Annotated in this window: 27 protein-coding genes; 3 read left to right on the forward strand and 24 right to left on the reverse strand. The window is 38.1% G+C overall.

What is annotated here, in order from left to right; translation table 11 throughout:
- Positions 1 to 97 precede the first annotated feature (97 nt).
- The 10 genes from EHS13_RS18185 to EHS13_RS18230 form a co-directional block, all read right to left on the reverse strand.
- Positions 98 to 769: an eCIS core domain-containing protein gene (locus tag EHS13_RS18185; RefSeq protein WP_227013980.1), complete on the reverse strand. Its 672-nt coding sequence runs from the start codon at positions 767 to 769 to the stop codon at positions 98 to 100.
- Between the two features lie 104 nt (positions 770 to 873).
- Positions 874 to 1,455 (reverse strand): hypothetical protein, encoded by a 582-nt coding sequence (locus EHS13_RS18190; protein WP_155701725.1) that lies wholly within the window; start codon positions 1,453 to 1,455, stop codon positions 874 to 876.
- A gap of 19 nt (positions 1,456 to 1,474) precedes the next feature.
- Positions 1,475 to 2,845 carry a PP2C family protein-serine/threonine phosphatase gene (locus tag EHS13_RS18195; protein ID WP_155701726.1) on the reverse strand — a complete coding sequence of 457 codons (1,371 nt, stop codon included), beginning with the start codon at positions 2,843 to 2,845 and terminating at the stop codon, positions 1,475 to 1,477.
- Between the two features lie 40 nt (positions 2,846 to 2,885).
- On the reverse strand, positions 2,886 to 3,224 hold the full coding sequence (locus EHS13_RS18200; protein WP_155701727.1) for an STAS domain-containing protein: 339 nt from the start codon (positions 3,222 to 3,224) through the stop codon (positions 2,886 to 2,888).
- A 3-nt stretch (positions 3,225 to 3,227) separates the two neighbouring features.
- On the reverse strand, positions 3,228 to 3,677 hold the full coding sequence (locus tag EHS13_RS18205) for an ATP-binding protein (protein ID WP_155701728.1): 450 nt from the start codon (positions 3,675 to 3,677) through the stop codon (positions 3,228 to 3,230).
- A 16-nt stretch (positions 3,678 to 3,693) separates the two neighbouring features.
- Positions 3,694 to 6,750, reverse strand: coding sequence for a HEAT repeat domain-containing protein (locus EHS13_RS18210; protein WP_162463157.1), 3,057 nt, complete (start codon positions 6,748 to 6,750; stop codon positions 3,694 to 3,696).
- Between the two features lie 98 nt (positions 6,751 to 6,848).
- Positions 6,849 to 7,337 carry a YdcF family protein gene (locus EHS13_RS18215; RefSeq protein WP_227013981.1) on the reverse strand — a complete coding sequence of 163 codons (489 nt, stop codon included), beginning with the start codon at positions 7,335 to 7,337 and terminating at the stop codon, positions 6,849 to 6,851.
- A gap of 74 nt (positions 7,338 to 7,411) precedes the next feature.
- Positions 7,412 to 8,095: a DUF6483 family protein gene (locus EHS13_RS18220; protein ID WP_155701731.1), complete on the reverse strand. Its 684-nt coding sequence runs from the start codon at positions 8,093 to 8,095 to the stop codon at positions 7,412 to 7,414.
- Positions 8,096 to 8,099: 4 nt separating this feature from the next.
- Positions 8,100 to 8,621, reverse strand: coding sequence for a hypothetical protein (locus EHS13_RS18225; RefSeq protein WP_155701732.1), 522 nt, complete (start codon positions 8,619 to 8,621; stop codon positions 8,100 to 8,102).
- Between the two features lie 32 nt (positions 8,622 to 8,653).
- Positions 8,654 to 9,133: a glutathione peroxidase gene (locus tag EHS13_RS18230; protein ID WP_155701733.1), complete on the reverse strand. Its 480-nt coding sequence runs from the start codon at positions 9,131 to 9,133 to the stop codon at positions 8,654 to 8,656.
- Positions 9,134 to 9,255: 122 nt separating this feature from the next.
- Between EHS13_RS18230 and EHS13_RS18235 the strand changes: the two genes are divergently transcribed.
- Positions 9,256 to 9,462: a hypothetical protein gene (locus tag EHS13_RS18235; protein WP_155701734.1), complete on the forward strand. Its 207-nt coding sequence runs from the start codon at positions 9,256 to 9,258 to the stop codon at positions 9,460 to 9,462.
- 62 nt (positions 9,463 to 9,524) lie between these two features.
- On the opposite strand, the gene EHS13_RS18240 is transcribed toward EHS13_RS18235, so the two are convergent.
- Both EHS13_RS18240 and EHS13_RS18245 read right to left on the reverse strand, forming a co-directional pair.
- Positions 9,525 to 11,138: an ABC-F family ATP-binding cassette domain-containing protein gene (locus EHS13_RS18240; protein WP_155701735.1), complete on the reverse strand. Its 1,614-nt coding sequence runs from the start codon at positions 11,136 to 11,138 to the stop codon at positions 9,525 to 9,527.
- A gap of 51 nt (positions 11,139 to 11,189) precedes the next feature.
- Positions 11,190 to 13,142, reverse strand: coding sequence for an ABC-F family ATP-binding cassette domain-containing protein (locus EHS13_RS18245; protein WP_155701736.1), 1,953 nt, complete (start codon positions 13,140 to 13,142; stop codon positions 11,190 to 11,192).
- 99 nt (positions 13,143 to 13,241) lie between these two features.
- On the opposite strand from EHS13_RS18245, the gene EHS13_RS18250 reads away from it, so the two are divergent.
- Together EHS13_RS18250 and EHS13_RS18255 are read left to right on the forward strand one after the other, a co-directional pair.
- On the forward strand, positions 13,242 to 13,574 hold the full coding sequence (locus tag EHS13_RS18250; protein WP_155701737.1) for an ASCH domain-containing protein: 333 nt from the start codon (positions 13,242 to 13,244) through the stop codon (positions 13,572 to 13,574).
- A gap of 107 nt (positions 13,575 to 13,681) precedes the next feature.
- On the forward strand, positions 13,682 to 14,119 hold the full coding sequence (locus tag EHS13_RS18255; RefSeq protein WP_155701738.1) for a hypothetical protein: 438 nt from the start codon (positions 13,682 to 13,684) through the stop codon (positions 14,117 to 14,119).
- A 2-nt stretch (positions 14,120 to 14,121) separates the two neighbouring features.
- On the opposite strand, the gene EHS13_RS18260 is transcribed toward EHS13_RS18255, so the two are convergent.
- The 12 genes from EHS13_RS18260 to EHS13_RS18315 all read right to left on the reverse strand — a co-directional run bounded on the left by EHS13_RS18260 (position 14,122) and on the right by EHS13_RS18315 (position 25,802).
- Positions 14,122 to 14,409, reverse strand: coding sequence for a Dabb family protein (locus tag EHS13_RS18260; RefSeq protein WP_155701739.1), 288 nt, complete (start codon positions 14,407 to 14,409; stop codon positions 14,122 to 14,124).
- Between the two features lie 21 nt (positions 14,410 to 14,430).
- Positions 14,431 to 15,990, reverse strand: coding sequence for an ABC-F family ATP-binding cassette domain-containing protein (locus EHS13_RS18265; RefSeq protein WP_155701740.1), 1,560 nt, complete (start codon positions 15,988 to 15,990; stop codon positions 14,431 to 14,433).
- Positions 15,991 to 16,072: 82 nt separating this feature from the next.
- The gene (locus EHS13_RS18270; RefSeq protein WP_155701741.1) at positions 16,073 to 17,383 is read right to left on the reverse strand and encodes a DUF6382 and FHA domain-containing protein; all 1,311 of its coding nucleotides are present in this window, start codon (positions 17,381 to 17,383) and stop codon (positions 16,073 to 16,075) included.
- Positions 17,383 to 17,901, reverse strand: a complete 519-nt coding sequence (locus tag EHS13_RS18275; RefSeq protein WP_162463158.1) for an A24 family peptidase — start codon at positions 17,899 to 17,901, stop codon at positions 17,383 to 17,385. The genes EHS13_RS18270 and EHS13_RS18275 overlap by 1 nt, the downstream gene beginning before the upstream one ends.
- 29 nt (positions 17,902 to 17,930) lie before the next feature.
- Complete coding sequence (locus EHS13_RS18280) at positions 17,931 to 18,506, reverse strand: hypothetical protein (RefSeq protein WP_155701743.1); 576 nt, start codon at positions 18,504 to 18,506, stop codon at positions 17,931 to 17,933.
- 82 nt (positions 18,507 to 18,588) lie between these two features.
- Positions 18,589 to 20,568 carry a DUF5702 domain-containing protein gene (locus EHS13_RS18285; protein WP_155701744.1) on the reverse strand — a complete coding sequence of 660 codons (1,980 nt, stop codon included), beginning with the start codon at positions 20,566 to 20,568 and terminating at the stop codon, positions 18,589 to 18,591.
- Between the two features lie 13 nt (positions 20,569 to 20,581).
- A complete protein-coding gene (locus EHS13_RS18290; RefSeq protein ID WP_155701745.1) occupies positions 20,582 to 21,460 on the reverse strand; it encodes a hypothetical protein in 879 nt (292 codons plus the stop codon).
- Between the two features lie 101 nt (positions 21,461 to 21,561).
- Positions 21,562 to 21,774, reverse strand: a complete 213-nt coding sequence (locus tag EHS13_RS18295) for a Flp1 family type IVb pilin (RefSeq protein ID WP_155701746.1) — start codon at positions 21,772 to 21,774, stop codon at positions 21,562 to 21,564.
- Positions 21,775 to 21,789: 15 nt separating this feature from the next.
- Positions 21,790 to 22,584, reverse strand: a complete 795-nt coding sequence (locus tag EHS13_RS18300; RefSeq protein WP_155701747.1) for a type II secretion system F family protein — start codon at positions 22,582 to 22,584, stop codon at positions 21,790 to 21,792.
- Positions 22,581 to 23,465 (reverse strand): type II secretion system F family protein, encoded by an 885-nt coding sequence (locus tag EHS13_RS18305; RefSeq protein WP_155701748.1) that lies wholly within the window; start codon positions 23,463 to 23,465, stop codon positions 22,581 to 22,583. Before EHS13_RS18305 ends, EHS13_RS18300 begins: the two co-directional genes overlap by 4 nt.
- A gap of 4 nt (positions 23,466 to 23,469) precedes the next feature.
- Positions 23,470 to 24,699 (reverse strand): TadA family conjugal transfer-associated ATPase, encoded by a 1,230-nt coding sequence (locus EHS13_RS18310; protein WP_155701749.1) that lies wholly within the window; start codon positions 24,697 to 24,699, stop codon positions 23,470 to 23,472.
- Positions 24,696 to 25,802 carry an AAA family ATPase gene (locus EHS13_RS18315; protein ID WP_155701750.1) on the reverse strand — a complete coding sequence of 369 codons (1,107 nt, stop codon included), beginning with the start codon at positions 25,800 to 25,802 and terminating at the stop codon, positions 24,696 to 24,698. The genes EHS13_RS18310 and EHS13_RS18315 overlap by 4 nt, the downstream gene beginning before the upstream one ends.
- Between the last annotated feature and the right edge of the window lie 51 nt (positions 25,803 to 25,853).

Consider the following 25,853-nt stretch of genomic DNA (forward strand, 5'->3'; position numbering starts at 1 on the left):
GTAAATCAACGCATAGGCAGAAAAACGACTAAATAAGCGCTTTTTCGTCGAAATTCTCTCTTTTAAGTTATCATAAAATGACAGGTTTCACAACAATTTAAATATCCAGATCAGGTTGTGAGGCAGCTTTTTTTCCCATCTGATCAGCTTCGTTTTCTAAACCAGGGTCATCGTTGACGGCTACGCCATTTACTTGTGTAGTTGGCTTCACTTCACCCTGACGTTGCTGTACAACATGTGTCAGTTCATGCCCTAGCAATTCTTGGCCTGATTGACTTTCTGGATCATATTGTCCTGGAGCAAAATGAATATCGCTGCCTTGTGCATAGGCATGAGCACCTACATCGCTAGCTTTGTTGCCTTCATGAACTCTAACATCCGAAAAATCAGCGCCAAAGGTATTCTCCATTTTGGATTGTACTTTACCTGGCATTTTATTCGGATCAGCCTTCATCTGCAGCTCTTCCATTTCGTCCTCAGAAGCTTCCTCGCGTTGTATTGCATTCGGATCAGCCTTCATTTGCAATTCTTCTTCAGGCATTGCTTCCCGTTGAAGTGGTGTATTCTGGTTAGCAAGCATACGCTGAACGGCTTGATTCCCAACTGTGCGTTGAAGCTGCATGATATGTGCGGGTGACATGGCAGTTTCAGCACCAGCAGTCATTAATTGTTTAGCCCCTGCGGATTGATCTGTTTTTGGTTTAACGTGCTCGGATATATCCGAAGTTTTAGGTTTTGCTGATTTTTGAATACGATGCTGCAAGGACATAATATAACCTCCCACAATTAGCTAGTTTTTCGACAAATCTAGGCATCATCTGACAATCAATATTAGTTAAATAGTGACATAATATGTAGGAAACTTGCAAGCTTTTATTTTGCAACCTGCCCTTTTAGAAAAATACTCTCTTTTTTGAAATGTCTAGGCTCCGAACGATACACCTGAGGGTTAGGTTTTTCATCACTTTCAAATTCCTCAATAAAAGTAAGGCCCATTAGTTCAGCTAGACGTATACCTGCATGTGTAATAGCAATAAAGCCAAAATCTTTAACTTCGATATTACGTTCATTAAGTCTTTGAATAACGTCTACCAAATCTTGTATAAGTGGTTTGGAGTACGTCTTGTAATTCTCAACGGACATATCGACTACTATGGAATATACATAGAGATAGACTTCGTTACATTCGTCGTAATTCAGAATAAAAGGCAATGCATTTTTTTCATCCATTTCACCAGATAATAATTGCTCGTATACATATTGTTGAAAAGGTGCGACAAAGTGATAGCCCATGATTTTATCATCATCTTTAATAAAACGATAGATTTCTTGGTTATTTTGCCACGCTGTCTCACCATCACTAAGGGGTATATCCCATTTCTCACTAAACACTAGCTTATCCAATCTACAAACCTCAGCAACTTCTTCCAAAGTACTATTCACGATTGATATCATGATGCCCCCCTCTTGATTCTCAAGAATTTGCTGAAAATCGAGCCATTAGCAAAGCTGTATCATCGAACTGCGGAGCTCCATCCACAAAAGCTTCTACTTGAATAATGAGCTGTTGAAGTAAAGCTTGCAGTGTTATTGTTTGGCCATTAGCCAAAGATTGTAATAAACGCGTTGTGCCAAATTGCTTCTGCGCAGCATTCTCTGCTTCTGTTATTCCGTCCGAATAGACAAAAATCGTATCGCCAGTTTGAAGCATGGTTTCTTGGTTATGGTAGCTTACATCAGGAAAAGCACCTAATGGCAAACTTTTAATTACGGCCAGTGGCTCTATTTCTCCTGTATTACGAATAATGTATGGCGTACAATGCCCACCATCGCTATAAATAAAATGACCTGTACGAATATTCAAAATCCCGCAGAAAATAGTGGCAAACATATTGGAGTCATCCTTGCACAACCCATTGTTAACACTATAAAGTAAATCCGCCGGTTCCATCTCTGCATGCATCGTGCCCTTAATTAAAGTCATCGCCACTGCCATGAACAATGCTGCGGGAATCCCTTTATCTGACACATCGCCAAGCGTCATAAACAGGCGATCCTCATCTATGTAAAAATAATTATAGAAATCTCCGCCTACGACTTTAGCAGGTTTAAGATAAGATTCAAGCTCGGCAGCTGATGTTGAGACAAATTGTTTTTGTGGCAGAAAGCTCATCTGAATTTCTTGGGCAATCTGTAGCTCTCTTTCCATGCGCTCTTTAACGGCCGTTGTTTCTTTAAGACTTAGGATAGATTCTTCTAAAGCTTCAAATAACTGTGCATTTTCTAAAGCGCTGGCTGCGGGAGAAGCTATCATTTCTAGCAGCTGTAAATCCATGGCATTAAAATGCGCCCCTCGCTGCTTATTCAGAACCTGCAAGACACCGATAATTTCACCGCGACTTCGTACAGGCACACACAATAAGTTTTTAGTTGGAAAATCAAGTTTAGAAGATACCTTGTTAGACCAGCGTGCATCACTTGACGCATTATCAATTCGGATAGATTCCCCCGTTTGTGCAACCCAGCCTGCAATACCCTCGCCTATTTTTAAACGAATCTCTTTAATTTCATTTTCTTTAGCTCCAGTGGCTATTTCAAAATATAGCTCGCCTTTTACTTTATCTACTAAAATTATCGAAGAGGCTTCCGCATTTAATACTTTGGCAGTGGTGGACATGATGATCTGCAGCAGCTCTTTTTTCTTGATCGTCGAATTTAGCTGCAAACTGACTTCGAAAAGGATTTTGGTTCGGGTTAGTTCGCGATTTTTTTCGTTATTTTTAAGAATATATAGGGTTAACGGGATGAGCGTCGCACAAAACAATATACAAATCAGATAAAGCATCCAATGGCCCTCCTGTTCTTACTAGCCGTATAAAACCTCATTAAGCTTGAAAAGCTTGGATGGCTTCTTGCTCAGTGGAATAAATGGAGAGAATGGTCGAGAAGCCTGACATGTCGAATACTTCCTTAACATTGTCATCCAGACCAACAAACGCTAGCTTTCCTTGCACAGACTTGGTTTTTTTGGCAGCAATCAGCACGGCTCTAAGGCCTGCACTGCTTATATAACTTACATGTGTCAGATCAAAAACAAATAACCTTTCTCCTAAATCTATTTGGGCTTGAAATTCCTTTTCTACTATACTTGCTGTAACTCCATCCAATCGTCCATTTAAGCTAAGCTTCAATACCTGTTCGATTTTACTTAATTGAATTTCCATGATTCATTCCTCTTTTCTTAGTGTCCAATATTTTTTCATGAAAATGATATTATGGCCTTCTGTACGTTCATAGCTGATCTCATCAACAATCTGTTTAACGAAATGAATGCCTAGTCCACCTATTTCTCTTTCCTCAACGGATAAACTGAGATCCGGATTCTTCCGGTCCAATGGATTAAACGGTCGTCCATCATCGGCGATTTTTAAAGTCCATTGCAATGGAGTTATCGCAAAATGCAATTGTATAACATGCACTAATTCATCCTCGTAACCATAAGAAATAATGTTAGTAACCAGTTCATCTCCAATTAGATTTAAGTAAAATAGTGTTTTTTCATCGATCCTCTGGGCTGTGAGTAAGGCATGAAAGATTTGGGTCAGACGATTTAACTCACTTAAATCATTCATCAATTCAATGGTATCTTCGAAGATCATGCTTCCATCCGAATTCACCTATTAATTCCTCCCATCAGCCCATTTTAATAATCATCTTCTCTAATAGGCGGACTCTGCGACTTGCAGCTCTCAATAACCCAATCCCAATTTCCGGGTAACGTCTGACTAATCGAGTTAAGTCCTCTCCATTCATCTCAAGGACATGGATCTCACCTAATAAAACTTGTCCGGTAAGTGAAGAAGGAATGTGCTCCAAAATCGAAGTATCTCCCAAGGACTCTTTAGGACCCAATACACCAAACGAACCTTCCAAGCCTTCAGAGGAAACACTGCTTAATTCAACATTACCTGAAATAATTAGATATAAAGTATCATTAATCTCTCCAGCACGAAGCAAAATCGTTTCATCTGGATAAAATTCCTCTCTAGCAATATCTGCGATCAAGCCAAGCTCCTCTAAGCTCAGGTTATCAAACATCGGAACTTGCTTAAGAAAAATAACTCTTTCAAGTAGGCTTAGATATACACGTTCATCATGCATGGAACCTATCTCCTTTCGCGACAAGGCGTCAACTGCGATGACCCTCAACCAATGATCGTTTGCCTCTAATTCTGCTTTAATAAATTCAAAAGAGTCGACGTTTAACGAGTCTGAGTCGGTAACGTCATCCGCGGTTTTCTGGTCCCATTGCTTAATATCTTCAAGTAACACAGAAGCTAAGCGACGATCTCCTAATCCTTCTGCCAAAACCTCAAGTCCATTATCACGTACTTCTTCATCCTCATCGTCAATTGCTTGACGGACTTTATTAACTACCTCAGCATCTGCTAATCTTCCTATTACAGACCAAATGGCATCATGAAGCGCTTGGCGAATTTCTAAGAATCTTTTTTCGGCTAAGCTTGCCAATTCTAGGTGATTCATTTGCTCAAGAGCAAAAACGAATTTTCTTTCTGTGTTTAACTGCGTTACTCGTTCGATACAAGGCTCGATTAAGCTCGCTTTTACATCCGTTTCATTCCATATACTGGACAGTGCTTTAACAGCAGCACTCCAAATCATAGGATGTGATTCCTTCAATACGTCTGTTAAATCAGGAATTATCGTCTCCCCTAAATCGATTAGGGCTTGCAAAGAAGCTTCATGCAGCTCATGATCAGCCAATGGGAAAAAGGTTAACAGCTGCGGTACAATGTGGACATCTTTTAATTTTCCTAAACATTCCACGGCTGCTACCTTCACAGCGGGGCGATCATCCCAGAGCAACGCATTCACTTGCCGGCTAAACTGCGTTAAATTACAGGCTTGAATAACATTGCACACTAGAACAGGAGCGTCTCCATCTTCCATCAGGAGTCGATCAATAGCTTCTTCGCAAGCGGCATAGCTTTGTGTGCTTTTTAACGTATACAACGCCTTAATTCCTTCCGTAACAATTCGTGGATCCGGATCAAGCAGCTTAAGTCTAATAAAATAATGAGCTTGCTCCTTCAAGTGATCCGCCTGAGCAATAACCTTAACGGCTTGAGCTCGAACCTCATAATCGGTATCTTCTAAGCATGCAGCAACAGTTACCATTCCTATTAAATCAACATTATGTAAGTTCATAGCTTTTAAAGCGGCTAAACGAATTCGCGGGCTTGGGTCCTGTACCAGAACAAATAACCGCGGCAATAAAGCAACATCCTGGAATCGAGCCATAATCTCTAGGGCGATTTCACGCACATAATTATTAGGATGCTTCAAAAGCTCGATTACAGCAGTGATCGCTTTCGAATTGCGAACACCTCCTAAAAAAGAAGCAACTACTTCCGAGACAAACGAATTCATTCCTTGGATGCTTTTAATTAATTCCTTGATATATAATTGACGACTGTACCAGGCTAGAGCCACAAGGCTTCCAGAGACTATGATTCCAAGAATAGCTTGAATCGTCATTGGGATATAGCCACCAGAGTTCAATAAGGATAATAAAGCTCCGAGTAAAATCCCAGCTGAAGCAGCTATGCCTTGTGCAAGAAAACGGAAACCATCTCGTTGTGCTAATGGAAGCATTTTAAAGAATAATTGATAACAAGGCTCTGCAAAATAGTAATAAAGCAAATAGATGAAAATATAACTTATTGAGATCGCAACTAGCGCAAATCTTGAATCAATAAAACAAGCAGCAAGGATGAACCCACCCGTAAAGACGCCTGAAATGGCTAACAGCATATTGCTTGCGCCCAGCCAATTCATCAGCTTGCCGGAAACCAGCTGCAGTAATAACGACACAGTAAAAAGTATCGTAAATACCCGTCCATAAAAAGAAGTTAATTCATGTTCGCTGCTAAATGATCCTTGTGCAGTTGTAAAATATTGATACTCTATTAAGAAATACAAGGCAGGCATTAAGGTCATTAAGCCAACTGCACAGAGTAAAAATGGAGATTTAAGCAATTGTTTTAGATTGCTTTGCCCACTACTAGCAGTTTGGTTAATTTGACGTTCTTTCTTATCTAGCTTTAAAGTTAACGGGACTAAGTAATCATGAATGGCTTTACGGAAATTCCAAAAGCCAGCTATCAAAATTAAAGAGGCCAAGAAATAAACATATTCTGTTCCCAACAAAGGCCCTACAACCTGTGCAATAAGACCTGCGGTAATTCCACCAAGAGTTGCTAGGGCAACAAAAATCGGCATCAGTCGTTTGGCTTGCTGGGTCGGACATAAATCAAAAGCTAGGCTCCACATTAATAGAGAGAATTGTCTAACAACGAAATTAGAGGATAAGAATAAAATCGGATAATAATACCGAATATCCCATTTAAAATAGAGAATCATCAGTAGAATAATTCCGTTAATAAGCACGGTACTTGTCATCAGAATATATAAGGTTCGCATCAGCTGCGGTTTGGACATTCGATTAGCTATGTAGGAAAGAATTAAGCCTTCGAGCGGTAAGATTACCGCTTCTATGATATAAACAATTGGTAAAAATTTAACTCCAAAGCGCAAATTAAATAGAGCCATAAATGCGGTATAACTAAGTAATTCGGCTACGCCACCTGCGAAGAAAACAGGTCCCATTATTCCAAGCTTGCGCGTATCCCCTGCTTGTAAGCCTAAGAAACGAAAAATACGAGCCAAATGATCCATCTCCAAGTATCCGAAATCACGATTGAAATCAACACATTATAACATATTTAGTGCTTATTCGACACCATCAAAAATGGAAAAAATCCTTACTATCGGTCCAATAGAAAGGATTTGATTAAAGCGATATATTCTCTGCCATAAAGCTGAATTCTAACTGACTTAGGTGTTGGTGCTGCTAACGTATCCACAATCAAACCTTGATTTTTTGCAATCATTTTAGCTCTTAAAACATGAAAGTCATTACTAACCAAGATAATTTTCTCACCTTGAATTAATTTTCGGGAGAATTTAATGTTCTCAAAGGTTGAAGTGGATAAAGCTTCTGTTTGAATTCGTGAGACGTCAATTTGATTTTTAATTAAATAGTTTTTCATCGCTGCTGCTTCAGAGGTTAGTTCATCCGAGCCTTGTCCTCCAGAAACAATCACTTGGGTGGAAGGATTGCTTTTCAGATAGGTCAATGCAACATCCATGCGATTTTTCAATGCTAGTGAAAGCTGGTCTCCATTCAGCTTAGCACCTAAGATGATCATGCTATTAGCATTTGCTTCAGGTGCATGATGGCTAATCTGGACCATTTTTATTGTAATTATGCTAATATAAGCTATTCCTAAAACGAGAATTACCAGACATCCTCTTTTTAGTAGTCTTTTCATTCTGTAATGGATGCCTTTTGCTTAAATTGTTCTAACCCATCTAAGACTTCACTACGAGGCAATCCACCTGCTATCAGCTCAGCATCATCTAGCTGCAATAGTTTTTTATAGAATTTAACACCTTTTAACGAAATATCTAAGGTAACAGCATTCTCAATGATTGGTTCTGCCTCAACTAATTCGAACAGCTTGTTCTCAGCAGCATCATATTGTTCAATTTTATTATAATAATCGAACAATTGAAGTAAATAGGGTGCAGGTAATTGGTAGCTCTGAAGCCTAATTAACAAGTCATCGATTTCGTGCAGTATATCAATTTCTTCTAATACTGCATCGTTCTGAATAGCAGCTGTATACAAAGTTAATGCCGTTAAATACCTCTTGTAGCTTTCATCCGTCGAGCCAAGAGCCTCATAACTCTCCCCTTCCGCCTTCAACAAGTAAGCTACGGTGATAGCTTTTTCATTATCCAATTCACCATTGCTAGATAACAATTCCAGAAGATTACGGTCGGTTAACGATTGAATCATTTTGCTATTTAGACGGTAATACTTCTCCAAGGTTTCATTGACTACTACAAACACCTGCTCATGCTTCATTTCCTTCCTTAATCCCATAAGGCGAGCCACTACAGCAGTAAATGAAGTTAACATGCGCATAATATAATCTCGTTCGAACATATAGCTAGCCCCCTATCTCATTTAAACGTTCTATGGAAAGCACGATGTGCTCCAGCATACTTGGAATATCATCAATAAGGCTTTCACCAAACTTCCGCCCGAAATCCAAAGAGATCTCATTGAGGTAATTGGAGTGATGATTCTTCCCGTAAATAAAAGAAAGCTTTTGGCTTATTTCACAGCTATTGCCCCAAATATCGAACAATATGTGCTGAGCTGCTGAACAATCCTCTTCAACATCCGCTATTTGCATTTGCAGGTTAATTTGGAGCGTACAGCCAGGGGTCATCGTCGTTTTCTCTAGAATTTCCGATGCTAGGTCCTCAGTTGCCGCAGCCAAACATAATTCTGCCATCACATCTCCAAGTCCGAGAAGCTTAAACTGAATACTATAGGATCTCGACATTGTGGAAAGTTCTACCCGATCCGAACGGTTTGTTACTAATATTTCACCTGCCAAATCAAGGTCATATACAGCCCCTTCAATGACGACCTTCATATTCTCATAAATCGTTGGATCAAACATAGATTTCCCTACCTTCACCTTATCTTTCGAACTTACAGAGCATTCTCGATATCAGCTGCAAGGCTGGAATCATCAGGAGCTACTTTACTGGAATAATGGCCAAGAAGCTCACCTTCTTTAGAAATTAAAAACTTTTCAAAATTCCATTTCACATCATCATGAAGCTCAGATTGACTCTTTAACCAAGCATATAAAGGATGAATCTCTTCACCTATAGCGTGAACTTTGTCGAGCAATTCAAAAGTAACCCCATAATTTAATTTACAGAACTCTTGGATTTCTTCCAAGGTACCAGGCTCTTGACCACCGAAATCATTAGATGGAACTCCAAGCACGAGTAAACCTTTTGATTTATAAGCTTGACTTAATGCTTCTAGCCCTTCATATTGCGGTGTAAATCCACAGTTAGATGCTACATTAACAATTAAAAGCGCATTGCCTTTATATTCGGCTAAAGTTTTTGGTTCGCCTTTTGCATTCGCAACTTCAATTTCATAAATAGACTTTGACATTTGTAAGCCTCCTCGTTTTTATAAACCACAGTGCTATTATAACAGTTGAAGATCGTTTATGCTTGATTCCAACTAAGTTTAACATTACAATGAAGATATTAACATTAAAAAGAGGTGTTCAGATGTCCGATCAAACTAAAAACGAATCCACTCCCGTTGAACCGAAGAAAATGACTTTAAAAGATGCGATCCGTAATAAATTATCTCAGAACAAGCAAGCGCAAATGAATGAAAAAAACAATCCATCCCTCAAGGCAGGGAATATGGAAGCAAAAAGCCAAATGACTAAGAAAATCAACAATCAACGCCGTCGTACTGGCGGAAGCTAAGTAAATAGATATTAGAAAAGAGCTGCGGTAAACGCCAGCTCTTTTTCTTTGTGCAAAATGGATTACTTGTATGCCAATTCGCGCATTTCTTGAACATCTTTATTCTCTAAATATTCATCATAGCTCATAACTTTATCAATGATCCCGGTTGGAGTAAACTCAATAATCCGGTTAGCAATGGTTTGCAAGAACTGATGATCATGTGAAACGAATATTATCGTTCCATCAAAATCAACTAAACCATTGTTTAATGCGGTAATGGATTCCAAATCCAAGTGATTCGTTGGCTCATCCAATAACAATACGTTTGCACCGTATAACATCATTTTTGAGAACATCGAACGAACCTTTTCTCCTCCAGAAAGCACGCTGACCTTTTTCAAAGCTTCTTCACCGGAGAATAACATTCTGCCTAAGAATCCGCGCAAGAAGCCTTCATCCTGTTCTTTAGAGAATTGACGAAGCCAATCAACTAAAGGCAAATCGCTATTAAAATAGGTTGTATTTTCTTTAGGGAAATAAGCTTGAGAAGTAGTTACACCCCAAGTAAAGCTGCCTGCATCCGCTTCGATTTCTTTAATTAGAATTTGCATTAAAGTCGTTTTAGCTAAACCATTAGGACCTACAAGAGCAATTTTATCGCCTTTGTTAACAAGAAGATTTAAACCATTCAATACCTGCTCATCGCCAACCTTCTTCGATAAATTCTCGATGGAAAGCAGTTGTTTACCGGCTTCACGTTCAGACTTGAAGTTAATGAAAGGATATTTACGAGACGATGGACGAATGTCTTCCAATGTTAGCTTTTCCAATTGCTTCTTACGGGAAGTGGCTTGCTTAGATTTCGATGCATTCGCACTAAAGCGACGAATAAATGCTTCTAGCTCCAAACGTTTTTCTTCCGTTTTCTTATTAGCATCGCGCAATAAGCGTGTAGCTAACTGGCTGGATTCATACCAAAAATCATAGTTCCCTACATACATTTGCACTTTACTGAAATCAATATCAGCAATATGAGTACAAACCTGATTTAGAAAATGACGATCATGAGATACTACAATAACAGTACCGTCAAAACGAGCCAAGAAATTTTCCAACCATTTAATCGATTCTAAATCAAGATGATTCGTCGGCTCATCCAGCAGCAAGATGTTTGGAGTACCAAACAAGGCTTGTGCTAGTAAAACACGGATCTTTTCATTCCCGGATAGTTCCTTCATTTGCAGCTCATGCATCGATTTTGGAATTCCTAGGCCAATTAATAACTCGGCAGCATCGGATTCTGCTTCCCAACCGTTCATTTCAGCAAACTCACCCTCAAGCTCAGCGGCTTTCATCCCGTCTTCATCACTGAATTCTGCTTTAGCATAAATGGCATCTTTTTCTTCCATAATGGCATACAGCTTAGCATGACCCATAACCACTGTTTTTAGCACTTCATACTCATCGTATTCATAATGATTTTGCTTCAAAACAGCCATACGCTCATTCGGATTAATATGAACCTCACCACGTGTAGGTTCGATCTCACCGGACAAGATCTTGAGAAATGTTGATTTTCCTGCACCGTTTGCTCCAATGAGTCCGTAACAGTTACCAGGGATAAACTTAATGTTGACATCCTCAAACAACGAGCGACTCCCGTAGCGTAAGGTAATTCCACTTGTGCTAATCATATTATTAACAACCGCCTTATCCTAATAAATAAGTTACATTATACCATAATCTTATGGCTTCTGCGAATTGACTGCGTTTTGTTGATTAATTTCCTCAACCAAATCAGACAGCTCCGTCCATCTTTCCATCGTTGCATCGAGCTCTTGAGTAGCTTTTTGTTCTTTTTCAAATAGCAGCTGAATTTTATCGTAATTGGCGCCATTATTAGCAATTTCTTGTTTGAGCTGTGAGATTTGAAGCTCAATCGCCGCAATTTTCGCTTCGATTTCTTCCCATTCTTTTTGCTCTTTAAAGCTAAGCTTTTTAAGTTTACTGTTAGTTGCAATCGTTGTAGGGACAACAATTGGTGGAGCTTGCTTAATCGGTTGTGCAGGTGCTGCAGCCTTTATATAATCCTTACTGTTCTCAAATTGCTTCTGATCCAGATATTCGGAACAGGTTCCTTGAAACCGCTGAATTTCTCCATCTCCAGCAAAAACAAATAGGTGTTCAGCCGTCCGATCTAAAAAATAGCGATCATGAGAAACTGTAATAACTGCTCCTGGGAAACGTTCCAAATAATCCTCTAAGATCGTCAATGTTTGAATATCTAAATCATTGGTTGGCTCATCCAGTAGTAATACATTGGGCTCGCCCATTAAAGTACGCAGCAAATACAATCTTCTGCGTTCTCCACCTGATAATTTGGCGATTGGCGTCCATTGTGAGGAGGATGGGAATAAGAAGCGCTCTAGCATTTGTGACGCTGAGATCGTCTCGCCATCTGTAGTACGAATGTTCTCTGCGGCTTGCTTTACATATTCAATTACTCGCAGCTTTTCATCCATTTCAACATTTTCTTGCGTATAATAAGCGATCTTTACAGTAGAACCAACATCAATTACACCTTTGTCAGGCTGCAATCGCCCTGTTAATAAATTAAGCAAAGTTGATTTACCGCTCCCATTAGGTCCAATAATCCCAATTCGATCACGCGGCATAACGATATAATTCAAATCCTTGATCATCGTTTGACCTTCAAAGCTTTTTTCAAGATCGATCAGCTCAATCACTTTCTTGCCAAGACGGCTTGCCCCGATCGCAATATCCATAATATCTCTAGGTCCATCTACATGACGGTCCCGCAACTCCTCGGCCCGATCAATTCTTGCTTTTTGCTTGGTTGTTCTGGCTTTAGCGCCCTTCTGCAGCCAAGCTAACTCACGACGTAGCAAATTCTGCCTTTTATCCTCAGATGAAGCATCCTGCTCTTCGCGATCTGCTTTTTTCTCTAGATAAACCTCATAATTACCTTCATAATTATAAAGATTGCCAAAATTGATTTCAAAAATTCGATTTGTCACACGGTCCAGAAAATAACGATCATGCGTTACGAGCAGAAGCGCACCGCGATATTTAGCCAAATGCTCTTCAAGCCATTTTACGGTCTCATGATCAATATGGTTCGTAGGCTCATCTAGAATCAATAAATCTGCCGGATGGATAAGTGCGCTAGCTAGTGCTACACGCTTCTTTTGTCCACCGGACATTAAGGAAACTGGCTTATGGAATTCCTCGATACCTAGTTTTGTAAGAATAATCTGTGCCTGTGTGCTTGCATCCCAAGCATCCATATCATCCATACGCTGCTGAACAGCAAACAGCTTAGCTTGTTTCTGTTCACTTTCATAATCTGTTTCCAGGTCTTGTAAGGCTATCTCATAATCACGAATCGTTTGCATTAACGGAGAATCGCCACCAAAAACATGCTGCAAGACAGTCTCAGTCTCCGTAAACTCCGGATTTTGTGATAAATATTGCACACGGAAATGATTGGCATGCACCAATTTACCACTATCTGGCGAATCCAATTCAGCTACAATGCGCAGTAAAGATGATTTTCCGGTTCCGTTAACTCCAATCAATCCAATTCGTTGTTTTTCGGCAATAGTAAAGGAAATATCCTTAAATAGGATTTTTTCGCCATAGCTTTTTGACAAGTTTTCCACAGATAAAATATTCAAACGGTTCACCCTAGTTTCTATTTTTTGTAATTGAGTCTGGTTTTATTGTACAATAACCAATGGTAAAACTAAAATCGTGATTTATTGGAGGCTTACAACATGTCAGAAGAAGTATTAGCACCTAAAACCTGTTCCATTGAACGACTAATTACAGTTGAAGATGATGTCAAGCTTGTGCTTAGTGGAGAGAAACTCGTTACTCGTCGAAATGGACGTTACGCAGATCCAGGAGAAATAATGGAGCTAGGCGGAAAATCCTTTGAAGTTTTTAAAGTATATCAACAAGCTTTAGGTGATATGACTGATGCAGATGCTAAAGCAGAAGGTTATACAGATTTCGAAACTTACAAGAATTATATCTTGTCGATGCATAAAGGTATGCCTTGGATCCCTCATGCTAAAGTATGGGTTCATGAATTTCGTGCAGTTTAACTAACAGTTAAAGGTCAATGATTTACCATTAACATTATAAGTAATATAACAAAAACAGTGTAGAAATCGCTTGCGGCTACTACACTGTTTTCATTCCTGGAGGGTTTATGATTTATTCTTTTTTACTTTACTTACATATTCTTAGCGTAATTCCATCTTTAGGACCTTTTTTCGTGCTTATCCCATTAGTTCGTAAGTTACGCACTGCTAGCTCAGATGAATTGAAAATATATTTGCCTACTTTCACACTTGCAGTACGCTTATCCAAGCATTGTGGTCACGTTCTAGTAACCTCTGGAGTCTTAATGATGTGGATTGGTCATATATCTTGGCTCACTTCATGGGTACTCATTACCATATTCATTCTAGTTAGTTCGTTATATTTTATAGCTCGTGCTTTCTCTCCAACTATCCGAAAGCTGGCTATACCAGATCATAACAATCGACAAGAGCTTGTCAACAAATTACGATTCAATGTTTGGCTATATGTTGTGCTTATGGTAATCATGCTCTGGTTTATGGTAAATAAACCAAACTTTTGGTAGCTTTATGCTTCGTAATCAACACTTACAGCAGCTTCTCTTACAGTTCCCATATAAGCAATCACTTCTTGGTGAAGCGGATGTACATTATAGATCGCTAAGTCCGCTAACGAATTAAATTTCGTTACTAAGGCAATATCAAATGAACGCTCTGAGTGAACGACATCAACTCCTACTTCGATACTCAGTAGCTGTTCAATTTTTCCCTCCATGTTCAATAAAACCTCTTTAGTTTTCTGAACAACCTCAGGTGTACGTTCCTTCAACTTAAAAAATACGATGTGTGTTAACATGTTTCATTTCCCCTTTCAAATTTATGATTTAGCTATTTGTTGAGACCATTCTTCAACATCCCAAACCTTGGTTACCCAATCCTCATAAAAGTCAGGCTCATGGCAGACAAGCAGAATTGTGCCTTTGTATTCTTTCAGTGCTCTTTGCAGCTCAGCTTTGGCTTTAATGTCCAAATGATTCGTTGGCTCATCGAATAATAACCAGTTGCTCTGATGCATCAGAAGCTTGCATAAACGTACTTTTGCTTGCTCTCCACCACTTAACTTACTAAGCGGACGAGTAATATGATCATTCTTTAAGCCGCAACGCGCCAAAGCTCCACGAACTTCACTTTGCGTCATATGTGAGAATGAATTCCAGACATCGTCAATCGGTGTGATATTGCCTAGCTTAACTTCTTGCTCAAAATAAGCCGAAAATAAATAGTCACCAAGATAGGTACTGCCACTATAAGGCTGGATTCTACCCAGAATGGTTTTCAATAATGTTGATTTCCCGACTCCGTTACAGCCAACAATCGCGATTTTATCGCCGCGCTCAATTGACATTGTCATTCTCGGCAACAGAGGAAATTCATAGCCAATCTCCATATCTTTAGCTTCAAACACAATTCTTCCGCTTGCGCGTGATTCTTTGAAATTAAAGGTTGGTTTAATGGAATCCTCAGGCTTCTCAATCCGATCAATCCGATCCAGCTGCTTTTCGCGGCTTTTCGCTCGTCCAGAGGTGGAAGCTCTTGCTTTATTCTTCGCAATAAACTCTTCGGTTTTCTTAATGTGATCCTGTTGTTTCTCATACGCATCAATATGTTGAGCTTTATTCATATCAGCCATCTGGAGGAACTTTTCATAGTTAGCTGTGTAACGAGTAAGCTTAGTGAATTCCAAATGATAAACAATATTGACCACTTTGTTCATAAATTCAGTATCATGGGAAATCAACATAAAAGCATAAGGATAGTTTTGCAAGTAGTTGGTTAACCAATCAATATGCTCAACATCAAGATAGTTCGTTGGCTCATCCAACAGCAGGACTGTCGGTTGTTCCAATAAAAGCTTAGCCAGCAAAACCTTGGTTCTCTGACCTCCACTTAATGAGGCAACATCACGATCCAAACCAATAGCATCAAGTCCCAAACCATATGCTAGCTCGTCTACTTTAACATCCAACAAGTAAAACCCACTGGAGTCAAGACGCTCTTGAATATTGCCCATATCTTCTAATAACACGTCTAATTCCTCAACTGAAGCTGTAGCCATTTTCTCGGAAATTAGAATTAACTCTTTCTCTTGCTCCAACAATGGCAAAAACGCATCTTTAAGCACATCACGAATTGTTTTACCAGCTGCAAGATTGGAATGCTGATCCAAATAACCGTAATGAACTCTAGGTGTCCATTCGACCTTTCCGTTGTCCTTCAATAATTGTCCCGTTAATATATTCATCAATGTCGATTTACCAACACCGTTAGCTCCTACAAATCCAACATGCTCTCCAGCCAACAAGCGAAAAGATACATCCTTGAATAATGTCCGTCCTCCAAAGCTATGGCTTAAATCCTCTACTGTTAAAAGACTCATGATTCTTCAGTTAACTCCCGTCGTGTATTATATTGAATTCTGATCACAATTCATAATTATAACACAACATATGTATATAAAACTATAATTTTTTGTAAATAAATTGTTTTTCGACAACTTTAATACAATCACCTTCATTTAACGGATAAGATTGATGTGGAACCATCGATTCATCATTAAGAAAGCTGCCATTCTTCGAACCTAAATCTTTGACTTGATAATCATTTTCTAAGCGACTTATTTCAAAGTGAGTTCGTGATAAACCAATCCAATTTACATTAAAATGCGCCGCTTCGGTACTTCTGCCAATAATAAAAGCATCATTGGATATTTTTATTAATTCGGACTCTTCACCTTGCTTTAACTCTAAAAAAGCTTTTGGTGCTGGAGTCAGTAAAACAGTTGCATCCGAAATAATATGATTAGACGTTAGCAAAGTGGTTTGATCTGCTAAGTGCACATAATAATCGGTTGCTGGTTCGAGCGGGACCTGTTGTTGATTAAAGCTTCCTAAACGCTGATCACTTGGCAGTTCTCCAGTCTCCATTTTAGCTAAAGAACGATTCATCATAAAACCAATATTTAACACCATCAAACACAGTCCTAGACATAAATTAAGATTTCCTACAGTAGGAAACATAAAGTACAAGGTACCGATTAACATTATAATTAAAATGCAAAAAGTTAAGAGTGTTGGATTATGAGTCTTAGGCAAACGCCATTGGATAAAACGTTCTTTGGTTGTCTGTGGAAGCCATGGTTCGTAAGTATGATCGGGCTGAAGTATCGTTGCTGCCGGCTGAAAGTCCAACTCTAAGATCACTTCCAAAAGTAAATCCTTCAATGCCGTGAGTTGAAAATGAGGTGAGTTCAGCATTAGGAATATTTTTCTTATGGAATGAGATTGAACCCTATCTTGTTTACTTAATAGATTATTCGTCAGTTTTAATAACTCCTGTTGTAAAGGGGGTTTATCGGAAAGATCCTTGATCGGCAAATAGACTAAACTAACATCCATATGATCGGCTCCTAAGTAAATGAAAGAATCTTGAATTAGATATCTCTCTTCATTTAGCAAATGCGCTTTACTATTTAATATCGTAGATACAATCGCAATTAATAGTTGCATACATTCCATTTCACTTAATAGCTGGTGCTGGAACACATGACTTAAGGTTCTTCTTGTTCCAAACCTATAACATAAGGTTATCTGTAAATCCATTTCATTAATCTGCAAAGGCAGCAGCTTGGAGATTGGATAGCTAATCATCATCTTTTTTTCGATTGCAATCAAATCATCCTCAGTCCAAACGCTATCTTTAGAGAAAACTAAGCAGGGTTCAGGGTTTAGGGTCAAAGCGTATTTCAATCCGTAAATATAATTGGTTGTCATTAGATTATCCCTTTCATGCTTAAGCTATAGGTGAAAATAGCTGGTAAAACAGCCCACATAAGCGGAAATCGCAGCATTTGATTGGATGGTAAAGTCTTATAAACTAACCAATTCTTCATGATCAAAAACGAAAATAGCGTATTGAAGATCCAAATCATTCTGTGAAACAATTTTTTTTGAATTGCAAGAACAACCAAGCCAATTAAGCAGGCATAGAGCAAAGTATAAATCAGGCTCTGAAATACAAATTCCATTCCAGCAATAGCTCCATAAGCAGCAAAAAGCTTTACGTCACCTGCACCAATAGCTCCAAATAGATACAAGATAAATAGCAAAATTAGTCCAACACATATACCGCTAATTGAATATATAAAACCTTCCGTACCTCCTGTAACTACATGATAGAATAGTCCAAGCAGTATGCCAGAGACTGTTAGCCAATTAGGTATTATGTAAAGTCGAATATCACTATAAAACGCTAATACGGTAATTAATCCTATTAAACTCCATTGAATCATTTGAATGCCTCCCCTATTCATTTCACGGACTAACTTCCGATCCAAAGTCGCTCAATTGCTCGTTTTCTTAAGGATAATGTGCGATGAAAAAAGGGTATCATCAGTTTATAATCATACTGAGCTTCAATCGCGATAAAAGCATCGGAAGATGATGAGGCCAGATTAGGAAGCCTAACATCAACTACTTGCAAGTGGTCTGAATGTAAAATTTGATTATCTGAAAATTGCAGCACTAAAGCTGTAAAGGCTTTATTAACTAACGGATCAAATAATTGCTGAGACATTTCCTTGCTATTTGACTCTAGAAGCTCCCGGTGCTTTTTCTCCAATTCCAGCAATGTCACGATTGGCTGAGGAATGTAACTTGCATATTGCTCCATGATATCTTCAGAGTCGGTTAACTTACTTCGAGCTTCAGTGATTTGTTCTAAAACACGTTGAATGATAATACCCGGTTTACTATCTGTTATTTTACTTTCTGCCTCCATATACAAGAGTTTTACAGGATACATATGTGTTGCAATTTGCTTAGTTGTTTCGGAAACTGCGGTTTGCAAAGCAATTTGAGCCAATGTAATTTGAATAAAGCAGTTTAAAACAAGCATAAAGCTGATAAAAAACGGTAAAATTAAGGAGGCTTCAATTACTATTGAACCAGACTTATTCGATATTAATTGTTTAATTCGCTTAATATGCTATCACCGCAGTCTTATGGATTTCACAGCTATTCTTAATTATTTTACAATCGGATATTCCCACAACATTAAGTGATTTTAATAAAGATGGGATGAACCATAAGCGTAGAGATATTACCGCAGACCCCTGGATATAGGTGGCTTTTTTCTCTAATGGCTCGGCAGTTTCCAATTCTATTAAAGCTTGCATCCGTGACATCATTCGACCTTCATTATGATGAAGCAGCAAAAAGATCCTGAGAAGCTGTTTATAATCTATAGTTAGATTTGGTGATTTCTTAATAATGGCAACTGACTCACCTTTTAGAAGCTGATTCATATCACTTAATGCTTCAAGAGCTCCTTCTGCAGCTGCCGCCAAAAACACCAATAATGGTGATCCGATACTAAATAATTTATTTTGTGGCTTTAGTAAAGCCTCCATCGTTCGAATGGCCAAGAACATCACAAACATTTCTCCATAAGCTGCAGAATAATTTGCTGAACAAGAGCTCAAGCCATACAAAATATATTCAACCTCTTGGTTTTTTAGTGAACGATTTGCTATTGGTGAGTCGCTTTTCAAGGTTCGATAGCTAAATTTATTTAAAGCATATTCATTAAGGTATAATTCATCTCGAAAATCAGCTGCTTTACTTGAGAATTGATCGATCCAATTCATTGAGCTTTTACGTGTAACCTCATCTGACTCCAGTTCAAAAACTTGTTCATTAGGATTGATCAAATTTGAATTCACATTATAATTCTGATATTTATCGTAAAGCCCTATAGATCCAATTGTTGAGTCACCTTTAAGCATTTGATATTGTGGTTTATAAGGATCTGCACCTATAATACTGCAGCTTTGATTAGTATTTTTCGCTGCTGAAAGTGCTTGATTCAGCTTATTTTTTTGTTCGGATTTTTTAAGCTTTGTTTCTGTATGAGTTTGCTGGCGTTGATTTTCTATATTCCCCTGTTTTTGTCTGAAGCTCTGAATTTGCTGGATTAAAACAGCTTTATCTTGTTTATATACATCACTATAGTTTGAAGCGGATGTTGGTATATTGTCCAATTTAGTTATTAATCCATGATAACCAGCTAGTGTTTTACTTAATTCAGTTCTGTATAATGAAAAGTAATTAATGTCATAAATTAAAAGTTGATTAAATATCTCATTACTCGAATCCCCCGTTCCAGAAGCAGCTGTTAAGCGGTTTTTTTCGTTATTTAGCTGTCTATTTTCCTCTTCTGCTTCGTCTAAAACAGCCAAACTATCTTTAAAATCATCTGATAAATTGGTGTATAATTGTTCGGCACTAGACTTAATCTCGTTCTTATTATCATTAGTGATGTTAATTACTTTTTTGTCCAATTCTACAATATTAGCTTCTGTTTGATTTAGAAAATCAGAAGCTTTTGACCAAGCGTCATCAAGCTTATCATTCCGCTCTTCTAACAATTTTTCTAATACATCTGCATTTTCAATAAACTGCTTGGACTCGCTTAATTGAGTGGTAGTTTCTGTTTTCTTGAATTTGTTAACTAGTTCAAGTGTGTATTGTAAGGGAGCTAGATACTTCATTTCTTCGAGGACTTGTTGATGAAAGACAGTTTGGTTAGCAATAGAATAGACAGATTTCAGTGAGTAGTTATTCTCCTTTAAACGTTCATCCAACAGCTGGAGATAGCTTCCTTTGTACTCAGGGGTTAGATTTTGTTTAATCATTTCTCCGAATAGCTGATTAGCTTGCAAAGGCTCATCTTTTAAAGCATATATGCCATAAGGTTGTAGAGCTAGATCAAAACCTGCTAATACAGAACGTAATCCGGATTTTACTGCCATCTCAGATTCTCGTTCTGCTAGCTTTACTCGTGCATAATCAATAAAAACAGCATGGAATATAAAAATTGGAACAATTATCACTATCAAATAGATCGAGACTGAGCCTTTATTGGATACAAAGAAACGTTTCAATTGGCGATATTTCAAAACAAAGCTCCTTTCAACTATGAACAACTACAATGATGCCATGATCTTCTAAATCTTTACGTAGAGCGGGTGTAAGCCCATTCTGTCCGGTTTTCTGAATCTTGAAGAAATGCCAAACGGCGCCTTTAATTAGACCTTTTTGAATTAGCTCTACATCTTTAAGAATTTCTTGATGGGCTTGTTGATTATTCACTGTATATTTAGCCTCATGAGCTATTCCATCAGGATCTAGCGCATCTATCTTACGAGATTCACCAGTAACATCTGTTTCTATAACAACACTATGTCCGTGAACTAATTCTCGGATATAACTGCTTGCCTCTGCCTCAGAGGATATCAATAAATCCAAATTAACCTCTGGTAATGTATCGTGAATCGCATCTGCTGCAGCTTTATCAGTCATACTTTGTTTAATTAAAGGTAAATAAGTGATCATTAATTCTGTATTGCGAATAAATTCAACAGGTTCTGTGACACCTGAACTTGAGCTTACTGTTAAAGCTTTTGATTTACCAAACCATTGCACTAAAAAAGGCAAAGGAGTAATCATTCGTGAAAGCTGCACCTCCACTTTTCGTTCAATCAATCGATTTCTGTATGTCAGTATGCCTGTTAATCCTTTAGGGAAATGAGTAGCAGCCTTTTGTAATTTGCGGCTAGGTCCTGACATTGCTGTAGATGATATTAGATTCGGAATCAAGACTGAACTGGATTGGGTTAAACTATCATTATTTACACGATAATATAACCCATCATTTTGATGAATATCATATGCGCCTGTCACCAAATCTTTATTGGAATTGCCCCAGTTGAATGCAATTCTGTCCGCTGCTAATGCCGCCATTTGCTGCAAATAAGCTTTTTCAAAGCTCCAAAGGCTAAAGAACAGCAAAGCGACTGTGCATAAGAAGACAATAGGATATACAAGGGAAGCCTCAATTGTAAAGCTTCCCTCTTCATTTCTTAGCCACTTATGGATGACGATTCCCCCTTCTATGGAGTATTGCTCGGTAATAAATCATTACTGTTCATAGTTGGAGATTTAAGCTCTGCATCTGCTCCACTGAATAAATCCTTAACCCATTTTAGAATCCATTTACGAAATGCAATTGCAATTATTACAATAACAGCTAGAATTAGTAATATTTCCAGTGTTCCTATCCCATCTTCCTCATTCCAGAATTGCAATAGCTTTTGTTTAATCATTAATTAATCCCCCTATTATCCATTTGCATTCATTAATAAAATTGCTGGTGCTGCGACAATTACCATCACAATGAAGAAAATAAGTACCATCGGAAAAACTAGCTTGGCTGAAGCCTCCTCTCCAAGTGTTTTGGTTAGTGCTAAACGTTTATCCCAAACCAATCTGGATAACTCCCGTAAGGCATAAACAAATTCCAAACCTCCTCTGCGATAATTTAGTAGAACAGTTGTGGTGAAAATGGATATTTCCTGGACATTGCAGCGTTTGTTGAACTCTTCCATGACGTGTTGGAAAGAGCGATTATTATTCAGGGCAATTACCATTTGATTTAACTCAAAATAGAGTGGGCTTGTTTCTACCGTGATCACTTGCTGCTTTTTCTGTTCAACACATTGTTTGATTGCTTTCTGCACTGTCTCACCGGCGTCTACTAATAAGGTTAATTTATTAAGAAACTCCGTTAATTCGATCAGCATTAGACGTTTTTTAATTTTCAGTTTTTGGTTTAAATTTTGAATAATCCCAACTGGAATCAGCAGCAATATAATAGCGCCACAGCTAAAAAAAATGACATCAATGACCAATCCCAGAAAAGTAAATGAAAGCAATGAGACCCACATGTACGTAATTATTTGCGCGATAAATAGCTTCGTATGCTCCATGGATTGATTTCCACTCTTGTAATTAACCCACTTAAGATGCAGCTTGGCCACATGCAAAGGGTATCGTTCGATAAGCCGAAGACGCTCCATCATATAAAGAGTAACTGGCAATAATCTAGTTATCCATTCATGCAGTTTAGACTTCATCGTGATTGCACCTGAATATTCATTATTTTATTAGTCAACGTAAAACATAGAAATAACAGAACTAAAGCAAGAGTCATAATGGAATGCCCAACTATTCCTTCATACAAAGGAAGCATGTAATCCGGCGAGCTAAAGTTTAATAGCGCAACAATGACTAACGGTGCGAAGCTCAAAATTCTCGATTCAAAACGTTTTTGAGCGACCAAAAAACTAATATCTTGCTGCAGCTCGATCTTCTCGCCGATCATTGATGCAGTTCTGCGGATGACTTCAACTAAGTTGCCGCCTGAACGTTTGCAAATTGTCAAAACATCTGAAAAATTACGAATATCATCCATATCAGCACGTTCACTAAATTGCTTTAATGCTGCTTCAACATTTTCGCCATTTCGCAGCTTCAGAACAATAATATTAAACTCAACAATGATGTAGGTTTGTGGATTCGCATACAGCATTTGTAAATCCTGCACCGTTTCGACAATTGAATTTTCAAAAGAGCGCCCAGCTGATAAAGATGAAGATAATGAAAACAGAGCTTGCTTAAATTGATCATTTAGCTCAGCTTTACGTCGTAACAGCAATTGACTTCGTCGCAGTCGCAGGAAGTAAAAGCAACTTGTGGAGCATAGAAAAGCGATCAGAATATCTTTATAGAATATAAACGCAACCATAAAAATTACTGCTGCTGAAACTAAAAGTGTCGCTGCTTTCTCATTGCTAGATAGTTCATATACCGAATAATCAATTAATGCTTTTGACTGTGTTGTTTCTTGTGTTTTGGGTGGAGAACCACGGTTTATATAATTTTTCAGAGGTTGTATTATGTAGCTTATTCCCCAGCAGCCTATCCCCAATATAACCGCAATAACAATACCAAACATTTCTTCACCACCTTTCCACATTTAAACCTGCTTGGGTAAATTTGAGTTTATTTACAAGCTTATTACCTGTTGTACGAAGCTTTCCAATTACTTTTACTGGTGTGCTTTCATCATCCTCAACAAATACAAAAAGTGGATTTAACTGGACTTCATTATTTTTTAGGCCAATAACTTCATGGATTTCGGTTACTTTTCTAGAGTGGTCTCGCATTCTTGATAAATGAATCATAATATCTACCGCAGAAGCAATTTGATTACGAATCACTTCTATGGGTAAAGCATTTCCACTTAAAATCATCGTTTCGAGCCGGCTAAGCATATCAAAAGTATTATTAGAGTGACCCGTTGAAATCGAACCCTCATGGCCCGTATTCATTGCCTGCAGCATATCGAGAGCCTCTGCTCCACGAACCTCTCCGATAATAATTCGATTAGGTCTCATTCGTAAAGAAGTATGAATTAAGCTGCGAATCGAGATACCTCCTTTACCTTCTGTATTTGTATTTCTAGTTTCCAAGCTAACTAGATTGGGCAAATGAGTAATTCTGAGCTCTGCCGTATCCTCAATAGTGATAATCCGTTCATCTTGAGGAATATAATCTGTAAGTGCATTAAGAAATGTCGTTTTACCAGATCCAGTACCGCCGCTAATAAAAATATTATGCTTTGTGAAAACTAGCTGTTGAAGCAAATCCGCAATATCCTCGGATAAGGCACCTTTTTCAATTAAATCCCCCATCGTCATAGGATTTTCAGGGAATTTACGGATGGTCATGGTGGGTCCCTTTAAAGCAATTGGCGGTAAAACAATATTGACACGCGATCCATCCATTAGCCTGGCATCTACTATCGGCGTGCTTTCATTTACAATTCGATTTACTTTGGCTACGATCGATTGAATGATATCTGCTAGCTTCTGCTCACTCTCGAACTTCCCATCATAGCGTGTAACATTGCCATTTTGTTCAATAAAGATTTCATCATGGCGATTAATCATAATCTCAGAAATGGTTTTATCATCAATTAATGGCTGAAGTACATCCAATCCACGAAATGAATAATACAGCTGCTTGACCAGTTTTTCTTTATGCACTACTGATAAATACTGATCTCGTGAAGCTTGAAACATGATCTCTTCGATCAACTCCATCAATTGTTGATTAGACAGATCAATCGATTCTTTTAATTGTTCAAGCACTAGGTTTTTAATCGTTTCATAGACCTGGTCATTCATACCTTACTCAGCTCATTTACACTATAAAACCACTGTAAGAGATGGCCGTGGAAAGCATTTTCGCTCATTAACTGTTCAACTTTAAACACGGATTTCCATTGAGGTACATAGGGTAATTGACCTGATAATTGAATGCCTTGAGCTGAGAAGTCATTACTAAACTTTCCTGTGAATTTGTTCAGTACATAATGAATTTTATCCATCCAATGAAAGGAGCTTCCAGAAAACCTCACACTAAATTCCTTCCTTACAGCCATAGATTTATGAATCGAATTAAGATCATCCAATACCAACCAGATAATTTGGTTGCTTAGAGTTAGTGCGCGAATTATTCTCTCATGCAAAGAGTTATCCAAATCAATAATGATATAGTCATAATTACCTTGCAAAGCTAAGGCTTTTATAATAGTTTCCACTGTATTGCCTGTCATTTCTTCCATATCAATTGGACTTCTAGTTGGCTCAAAATAATCAACTTTTGTAAGCGGATCATAATTCTTCAATGACTCTAATTTAGTAAACAACTGCTCCGTTTTTACTTGCACATAGTATAATAATTGTTCAAAATTTCGCTTATTATCTCCATCAGGAAACATCGAAACGGAGGGAAAAAGCTCTAGATTAAGATAAAACACTTTATGGTCAAGAAACGCGAGAAGCTTAGCCAAATTAGCGGCAACTGTTGTCTTACCCGTACCGCCAACAGCGGAATATACCGAAATTATCTGAGTGGTCTGTGATACATCCAAAGCTTTTGTATAATAATTTGCATATATATCCAGCAACCGATCCAGAAGCAAATTCAAAGGCTGATATTTATTTAAGAATGTTACCTCATGATTAGTTGCATCTGTGTTACTCTCTCCAAGCAATACGAAACATGAACCTTGAATGCGAGCTTTTAACTGAGAATCAAAACTATCCGCTTGAATCACCAACAAATCGAATTTACTTGCTGTTTCGAGATAAGCATCCAGCGCAATTCTTTGTGTAAAGGTTTTTAACTGGATTTTTGTATGATAGCTCGAATCATGAATATAGCTTGAAATCATTTCTAAATAGGCTCGATCATCATCTAAAAAAACAATAATTAATGAATCCATGTTCACACCCCCATCCAACCAAATATTTGCAACAAGCCACTGATAATTAAT

The sequence above is a fragment of the Paenibacillus psychroresistens genome (genome assembly GCF_009728935.1).
Taxonomy (GTDB): Bacteria; Bacillota; Bacilli; order Paenibacillales; family NBRC-103111; genus Paenibacillus_AC; species Paenibacillus_AC psychroresistens.

Bases quoted from the DNA above. Each gene is read 5' to 3' on its own strand.
- EHS13_RS18260 (WP_155701739.1), bottom strand. From the start codon at position 14,409: ATGTTAACACACATCGTATTTTTTAAGTTGAAGGAACGTACACCTGAG.
- EHS13_RS18185 (WP_227013980.1), bottom strand. From the start codon at position 769: ATGTCCTTGCAGCATCGTATTCAAAAATCAGCAAAACCTAAAACTTCG.
- EHS13_RS18225 (WP_155701732.1), bottom strand. From the start codon at position 8,621: ATGTTTGATCCAACGATTTATGAGAATATGAAGGTCGTCATTGAAGGG.
- EHS13_RS18275 (WP_162463158.1), bottom strand. From the start codon at position 17,901: ATGATTCAATGGAGTTTAATAGGATTAATTACCGTATTAGCGTTTTAT.
- EHS13_RS18315 (WP_155701750.1), bottom strand. From the start codon at position 25,802: ATGGATTCATTAATTATTGTTTTTTTAGATGATGATCGAGCCTATTTA.
- EHS13_RS18305 (WP_155701748.1), bottom strand. From the start codon at position 23,465: ATGTTTGGTATTGTTATTGCGGTTATATTGGGGATAGGCTGCTGGGGA.
- EHS13_RS18195 (WP_155701726.1), bottom strand. From the start codon at position 2,845: ATGCTTTATCTGATTTGTATATTGTTTTGTGCGACGCTCATCCCGTTA.
- EHS13_RS18190 (WP_155701725.1), bottom strand. From the start codon at position 1,455: ATGATATCAATCGTGAATAGTACTTTGGAAGAAGTTGCTGAGGTTTGT.
- EHS13_RS18280 (WP_155701743.1), bottom strand. From the start codon at position 18,506: ATGCTTGTTTTAAACTGCTTTATTCAAATTACATTGGCTCAAATTGCT.
- EHS13_RS18215 (WP_227013981.1), bottom strand. From the start codon at position 7,337: ATGGTCCAGATTAGCCATCATGCACCTGAAGCAAATGCTAATAGCATG.
- EHS13_RS18250 (WP_155701737.1), top strand. From the start codon at position 13,242: ATGTCAGAAGAAGTATTAGCACCTAAAACCTGTTCCATTGAACGACTA.
- EHS13_RS18295 (WP_155701746.1), bottom strand. From the start codon at position 21,774: ATGATTAAACAAAAGCTATTGCAATTCTGGAATGAGGAAGATGGGATA.
- EHS13_RS18220 (WP_155701731.1), bottom strand. From the start codon at position 8,095: ATGTTCGAACGAGATTATATTATGCGCATGTTAACTTCATTTACTGCT.
- EHS13_RS18270 (WP_155701741.1), bottom strand. From the start codon at position 17,383: ATGACAACCAATTATATTTACGGATTGAAATACGCTTTGACCCTAAAC.
- EHS13_RS18265 (WP_155701740.1), bottom strand. From the start codon at position 15,990: ATGAGTCTTTTAACAGTAGAGGATTTAAGCCATAGCTTTGGAGGACGG.
- EHS13_RS18310 (WP_155701749.1), bottom strand. From the start codon at position 24,699: ATGAATGACCAGGTCTATGAAACGATTAAAAACCTAGTGCTTGAACAA.
- EHS13_RS18300 (WP_155701747.1), bottom strand. From the start codon at position 22,584: ATGAAGTCTAAACTGCATGAATGGATAACTAGATTATTGCCAGTTACT.
- EHS13_RS18230 (WP_155701733.1), bottom strand. From the start codon at position 9,133: ATGTCAAAGTCTATTTATGAAATTGAAGTTGCGAATGCAAAAGGCGAA.
- EHS13_RS18240 (WP_155701735.1), bottom strand. From the start codon at position 11,138: ATGATTAGCACAAGTGGAATTACCTTACGCTACGGGAGTCGCTCGTTG.
- EHS13_RS18255 (WP_155701738.1), top strand. From the start codon at position 13,682: ATGATTTATTCTTTTTTACTTTACTTACATATTCTTAGCGTAATTCCA.
- EHS13_RS18235 (WP_155701734.1), top strand. From the start codon at position 9,256: ATGTCCGATCAAACTAAAAACGAATCCACTCCCGTTGAACCGAAGAAA.
- EHS13_RS18200 (WP_155701727.1), bottom strand. From the start codon at position 3,224: ATGGAAATTCAATTAAGTAAAATCGAACAGGTATTGAAGCTTAGCTTA.